This window comes from Clostridium ragsdalei P11 (genome assembly GCF_001675165.1).
Lineage (GTDB): Bacteria > Bacillota > Clostridia > Clostridiales > Clostridiaceae > Clostridium_B > Clostridium_B ragsdalei.
In genome coordinates this window covers 1-6,243 of record NZ_LROS01000047.1, presented here as the reverse complement: position 1 = coordinate 6,243, position 6,243 = coordinate 1, and the positions used below count along the sequence as shown (strand labels likewise).

The following is a 6,243-nucleotide window of genomic DNA, read 5'->3' as shown; positions in this document are numbered from 1 at the left end:
GGTAGACCTTGGTGTAGATGTACCTGCTGATAAATTCGTTGAAGCAGTTAAGGCAAATGAAAATGTAAAAATAGTAGCATGTTCAGCACTTCTTACTACAACAATGGCAGCTTTGAAGAAAACAGTTGAGACTTTAAGAGAAAGTGGATTAAAAGGATTCAAGATAATGGTTGGTGGTGCTCCCGTAACAGCTGAATTTGCGGCTTCAATAGGAGCAGATGCATATACACCTGATGCAGGTAGTGCTGCAGTTAAGGCTAAAGAATTAGCAACGGCATAAATATATCATAAATAATATAAGGAGGTATTGTTGTATGTTAACTAAAAGACAGAATTTACTCGAAACTATTAAAGGTGGAAATCCAGATCGTTTTGTTAATCAATATGAATTTTTGAATATGATCATGGAAGTGCCTTTGGGAGTTGAGTTCAATTACGGTAGTACTTGGAAAGATAATTGGGGAATAACATGGCAGTGGCCAGAAGGTCAGCTTGGTTCTTTCCCTGTGCATGATGAAGAACACATAGTTTTAAAAGATGCTACTGAATGGAAGGAATCCGTTAAATTCCCTACAATTCCGACTTCCGATGAAGCTTGGGCTCCAGCTATTGCTCATGCCAATTCTGTCGACCGTAACGAGGAATTTGTGGCACCTTTCTATGCCCCAGGTATCTTTGAAATGACACATCATCTTATGGGTATGGAAAATGCCTTAATGAGTTTATATGAAGAACCTGAAGCTATGCATGAGTTAATTGATGCCCTTACACAGTATGAGCTGGATTTTGCAAAAGTGATAGTTGAAAAACTTCATCCGGATTGCATTTTCCATCATGATGACTGGGGAAGCCAAAAAAATTCTTTTGTGGCTCCTAAAATGTTTGAAGAGTTCTTTCTTCCGGCTTATAAAAAGATCTATGGTTACTATAAAGCCAATGGTGTTGAATTGATTGTTCACCACAGCGATTCTTATGCTGCTAACCTGGTTCCATATATGATCGAAATGGGCATCGATATCTGGCAAGGCGTTATGAACACTAATAACATTCCTGAACTAATCAAGCAATATGGTGGAAAAATATCCTTTATGGGAGGACTCCACAGCGGTTTAATTGATTTTCCGGATTGGACACTTGAAAATTGTCTCAAACATGTGGAAGAAGCTTGCAAAGCTAATGGAAAGAAATACTTTATTCCATGCCTGACTGCGGGTTTACCTCAGGGGTATTTCCCAAATGTATATGAGACAGTAACTAAGGCAATAGATGAAATGAGTAAAAAAATGTTTTAAGCTACATAACTGAAACAAAACACTTTTGTTGTAAATAGAAAACATTTTGGATTAATGTTAAAAATAAATTAGTCCAAAATGTTTTTTATGCAAAAAAGAAGTTAATTACCTTATATCACCATTTTCTATTAATGACATTTCAATTACTCCATAGGTTCTGCACATTCCATAAGTCAGTTCATCACCTTTAAGTGCTGGCTCACAGCCGGTTGATGACACTTTGTGACATGTGTTTTTTCCTACTGAGAGTTTTTTGTTTGTTACAAGGTCAAGCACGAGTCTCACTTTATTGTCTAATATATAGGAAACTCCTATATTCTAAAACTTAAATTATGTATATTCAAGTAGAATATAATTATATTTAAAGAAAAATACTTCATAGGAGGAATTACATGAATATTTTGAATAAGAAAATTGAACTTATTATTAATTCAGAAAAGGGTAAAGATATCATAAGGGTTAAATCAGGGGGAAATTTATTTAATGTATTAATCGATAAGGGAATATTTATAGATAGTCCCTGCAATGGAAAAGGAATTTGTGGAAAATGTAAAGTTAAAGTAATAAAAGGATTAAAGAAACCTACTCCACTTGATATAAAACAGTTAGCTAAAGAAGAGTTAGAAAGTGGATTTAGGTTATCCTGTAATTTTACTATAAATGAAGATACAGAAATAGTACTTTTAGAAAAGAATAAAGATATGAAAGTATTAATAAATGGGACAGAACAGCAATATACTTTAGATACTGTAGTGAAGAAAAAATATTTAGTAATTGAGAAACCATCCATTAATGATCAACGAGATGATTATAGAAGGTTAAGTGATGCTTGTGAAAGTGATGATTTACTTATTGACTTACAATATTTACCTCAAATAAGTAATTTGTTAAGAGAAACTGATTTTAATGTTACCGCATCACTTTATAAGAATCGTCTTTTACATTTAGAAAACGGTAACTGTTTGCAACAAAACTATGGATTAGCTGTAGATATAGGCACAACTACTATAGTAATCTATTTATTAAATCTAAATGATGGGAAAGTAATAGATATAGATTCAAGAGTTAATAATCAGAGGAGTTATGGTGCTGATGTGGTTTCAAGAATAAATTTTACTATTGAGAATCCAAAGGGATTAGGTATATTGAAGGATAATATTGTAAGTCAGCTTAATGATATGATAGAACTGTTATGTAAAAAAAATAACATAAGTGAAGATAACATATATGATATAGTTATTGTTGGAAACACTATTATGATTCACCTACTACTTGGACTTCCATGTGAAAATATAACTAGGTCACCATATATTCCAGTGGTTACAAAGGCACTGGAACTTGAAGCTAAGGAGATTGGAATTAAGACTAAAGGCATGGTAAGCTTACTTCCTGGTATATCAGCTTTTGTAGGAAGTGATATAACTGCGGGTATATTATCCTGTGGTATGTTAAATTCAGAAAAATACTCATTGTTATTAGACCTTGGAACTAATGGAGAAATTGCGCTGGGCAATAAAAACGAAGTAGTAACTTGTTCTACGGCTGCTGGACCAGCTTTTGAAGGTACAAATATTAAGCATGGAATTGGTGCCGTAAAAGGAGCTATAAGCAAGGTTGATTTATCAAGGGATAAAATATATGAAACAATAGGAAATGAAAAACCCTGCGGAATATGCGGTTCAGGAGTGTTGGATGCTGTTGCACAGTTTGTGAAGTTTGGAATATTAGATGAAGCAGGTAGAATGGCAGGAGCGGACGAAGTGGAAAACAAGGATTATCAGAATAGGATTGTTGAGGTAGATAATATGAGACAGTTTATTCTAGTACAAAATAGTATACATGAGGAAAGTATTACCTTTACACAAAAGGATGTACGAGAAGTTCAATTAGCAAAGGCTGCTGTATGCGCTGGTATCAAAATACTTTTAAAAGAAAAGAACATAAACTTTAATGAAATAGAAAAAGTGTACATTGGCGGTGGATTTGGTAATTATATGGATATAGAAAGTTCTGTTGATATAGGCATGATACCCAAAGAGCTCAAGGGTAAGATTGAATCTGTGGGTAATTGTGCAGGTGGTGGAGCTAAAACATATTTGCTATCAAAACAAATAAGAGAGAATGCAGCAGATATTATTAATAAAACGACATATATAGAGTTATCAAAAAGAAAAGATTTTCAGGAGTATTTTATAGATTCTATGATACTGGATTAAGGCATTTGAAAGAAAATAACAAGTCAAAGATTTAATACATGAGAGACTTAGAAATCCAAAAAAGAGATTTCTATAAATAGTTATATTTATAAAGGTCTCTTTTTTATATAATAAATTGTTATGCTGTTTTATAGAAATAAGGATTTATCAAAATTAAATTTGTATACTAAATTCATAGTTAAATCATTAATTCCATATTTGTTAACAGAAATATTATTAAAAAAATCTATATGAGAAACATCTATGTTATTATGAGTGTTTACGCTTATGTTAAACCGGAGTGCTATTCTTTGAGCTTGTTCCTACAACAGCTTTTTATATAAAAGGAATTATATCAAATTTTAAAAGGATGTTCTTTGGCATTCAAAATTAATTTTCTTTCTTCCATTATTTCAAATACGATTAGCAAATGAAGCTTGACTTTAGGATCATCTAAATCCAATTTCGATATTTCAAGAATCCGCTTCAATTGATATAGAAATGTTGCCCTCTGCATATAAAGATGCCGGATAGTTTTTGCAACACTCAGGTTATTTTGCAAATATATTTTCAAGGTTTTGGTATATTCCCGCCTGTGATTTTTATCATAGTCCATTAACCTGAGCAAGCCCTGGGGGCAGAGAGCTTCTATCTTTGATTCAGCAGCCGCCCGAAGAATTAATCGCTTTAGAGCGTATTGCTCATAACGGTAGCACCAAATTGTTTCATCATAAATGCTTCCAATACGGATTGCATCACATGCTTGAAGATAGTATTCATTGAGATTTTTAAAATTGTGGAATTCTTCGCTTATACCAGCTTTCAAAAGTCCATCTCTTAAAATATAAACCAATACGGATAGAAGTTCATCTCTTGTCTTAGCCGCTGCATTTAAATTCACAATCGCCAAAATATAGTCTTTCTGCTCTAAAGCTACACTTCCCGGAATATTTGCCTCAAGTATGGAGCCAATAGTTGAAACCGTATGAATCACCTGGTCATATCTACTGACTTCGACTGCAATGCAGAAGTAGCGATCCGTTATATTCCAGTTCTTATAGTGTAAAATTTTCTGCAGTTTTGATTCATCCACACTTTGTTTATCTAAAATCTGGTTGATGATTGTTTCAAAGCCCTTAGGATGATCGTTCATCGGGAAATCTTGCTTGACCATGGAAACTTCTAATATGCTGCTTAAAAATTTCAGTAACGGTGAGTCGCTCATCTTGAATGGCCGCTCTGTTTCACTGACTACGATGCGCGCTACGTAAATGTCGCAAATGCGAATGTTGTAAAACAGAATTCGATATCCCCACATTTCTGCAGAAAACAATGTCGGTTCCGTAGCGTCTATTGTACTGATAAATTCCGGATTAAACTTTAGTTCATCGATTTCTTCGGGACTTAAATATTTATTGGTGTCTTCCTCTGAATACAGCATCAGATTTCTAGCTTTTTTTCTCTCACAGAAAAAAATGTTTCGAAGTCCCGGCGTATATATTGCAATTGGGTTGTTTATGAACGGAAGTGCAGATTCACCTAGCTCTCTCAGTGGAGCATTATTGGCTAACAACTCTAGCAGATTTTTCTCCCAATTTGAAAACAGGTTGAACGTATCCTGTAGATTTTCCATTATTTCTAGTGGATTAAGTTCTGGGGTTACAAAAATAATATCCATGTTTTTGTGAAATTCTATACTTTTATCATATCCAAAACAAATATATGCCCCATCCTGCTCAGAATTTCGAAGTGAGATTAACTCATCTAATTTAATCAAAGTCAAATCGAAAGATTGCTGTGTTTTATCCTGATGGTAAACCGTCACACGTTCCAGGTTGCAATCAATAGGATTGGAATTCAAAAAACTTGTGATTATAGGAAATGATACGTAGTCTTTGATAATATATGTATTTAATTTCATGAGCACCTCTAATTCATACATTTTGTATAAATTATTTTTTAAAAAATGTATATTCTGCAAATAGAATTACAAATTTCCATTTGTTATAATATAATTATATCAAATGGTTGATAAATTACAACGCTTTCTGCTGGTTCTTCTGTTACTTATACGATAATAAAAAATGCATAAATTTAGTCAGGAGAATTAGAGATTATGACATATCTTTTCAATTAAGGCAGCAGATACATATCCTGATTAGGGCCTGTATTTTCTTAATGTAAATGTTTAATAGGATTTTTTGGGTGTAGGATGATGAACATATTATATACAAAAATATTGTAGAAGCACCTAATCTCATTTTTCTGAATCTCACTGTGTTATTTTTATCAACTATTTGTACAATGGGTGATATGGTCGTGATACCTATTGTAAGTAATTTATACTAGGTATTAAAAATGATAATTTAGTTAATGCTATTATCAGCGAACCAGCCATAATAGGTGTGATTTGTCTTGTGGCCGGCATATTTGCCGTGATTGGATTTATTAAAAGTGGAAAAAGTTTAGATGAAAAGCATAAGGTACAAATCAAAGAAATTTAAAGTGTTGTAGTATTAATTGATATAATTGTAACTTAAAATAAATGTTTGAAGAAGGAGTGCATATTATGATAATAATTGGTGAAAAAATTAATGGAGCGATTCCTTCCACAGGTAAAGCCATTGCAGCAAAAGATGCAGAATTTATAAGAAATCTTGCAATAAAGCAAACAGAAGCAGGTGCAGATTTTATTGATGTTTGTGCTTCAGTGGATGATGATATCGAACTGGAAACAATGAAATGGCTTATAGACA

Annotated in this window: 5 protein-coding genes and 1 pseudogene; 4 read left to right on the top strand and 2 right to left on the bottom strand. The window is 33.0% G+C overall.

Annotation, left to right across the window (positions count from 1 at the left end):
- Positions 1-280, top strand: a 280-nt coding sequence (locus tag CLRAG_RS16065; RefSeq protein WP_207644826.1) for a cobalamin-dependent protein, incomplete at its 5' end; no start/stop codon positions are given.
- A 34-nt stretch (positions 281-314) separates the two neighbouring features.
- Positions 315-1,292, top strand: a complete 978-nt coding sequence (locus tag CLRAG_RS16060) for a uroporphyrinogen decarboxylase family protein (RefSeq protein WP_065079329.1) — start codon at positions 315-317, stop codon at positions 1,290-1,292.
- Between the two features lie 105 nt (positions 1,293-1,397).
- Here CLRAG_RS16060 and CLRAG_RS20905 read toward each other — a convergent pair whose 3' ends face one another.
- Positions 1,398-1,568 carry a hypothetical protein gene (locus CLRAG_RS20905; RefSeq protein ID WP_167351583.1) on the bottom strand — a complete coding sequence of 57 codons (171 nt, stop codon included), beginning with the start codon at positions 1,566-1,568 and terminating at the stop codon, positions 1,398-1,400.
- Positions 1,569-1,684: 116 nt separating this feature from the next.
- On the opposite strand from CLRAG_RS20905, the gene CLRAG_RS16055 reads away from it, so the two are divergent.
- Positions 1,685-3,508 (top strand): ASKHA domain-containing protein, encoded by a 1,824-nt coding sequence (locus CLRAG_RS16055; protein WP_065079328.1) that lies wholly within the window; start codon positions 1,685-1,687, stop codon positions 3,506-3,508.
- Positions 3,509-3,842: 334 nt separating this feature from the next.
- Here CLRAG_RS16055 and CLRAG_RS16050 read toward each other — a convergent pair whose 3' ends face one another.
- Positions 3,843-5,408, bottom strand: coding sequence for a PucR family transcriptional regulator (locus tag CLRAG_RS16050; RefSeq protein WP_065079327.1), 1,566 nt, complete (start codon positions 5,406-5,408; stop codon positions 3,843-3,845).
- 648 nt (positions 5,409-6,056) lie between these two features.
- Between CLRAG_RS16050 and CLRAG_RS16045 the strand changes: the two are divergent.
- Positions 6,057-6,243 (top strand): annotated as a pseudogene (locus tag CLRAG_RS16045) (methyltetrahydrofolate cobalamin methyltransferase); the annotation flags it as partial.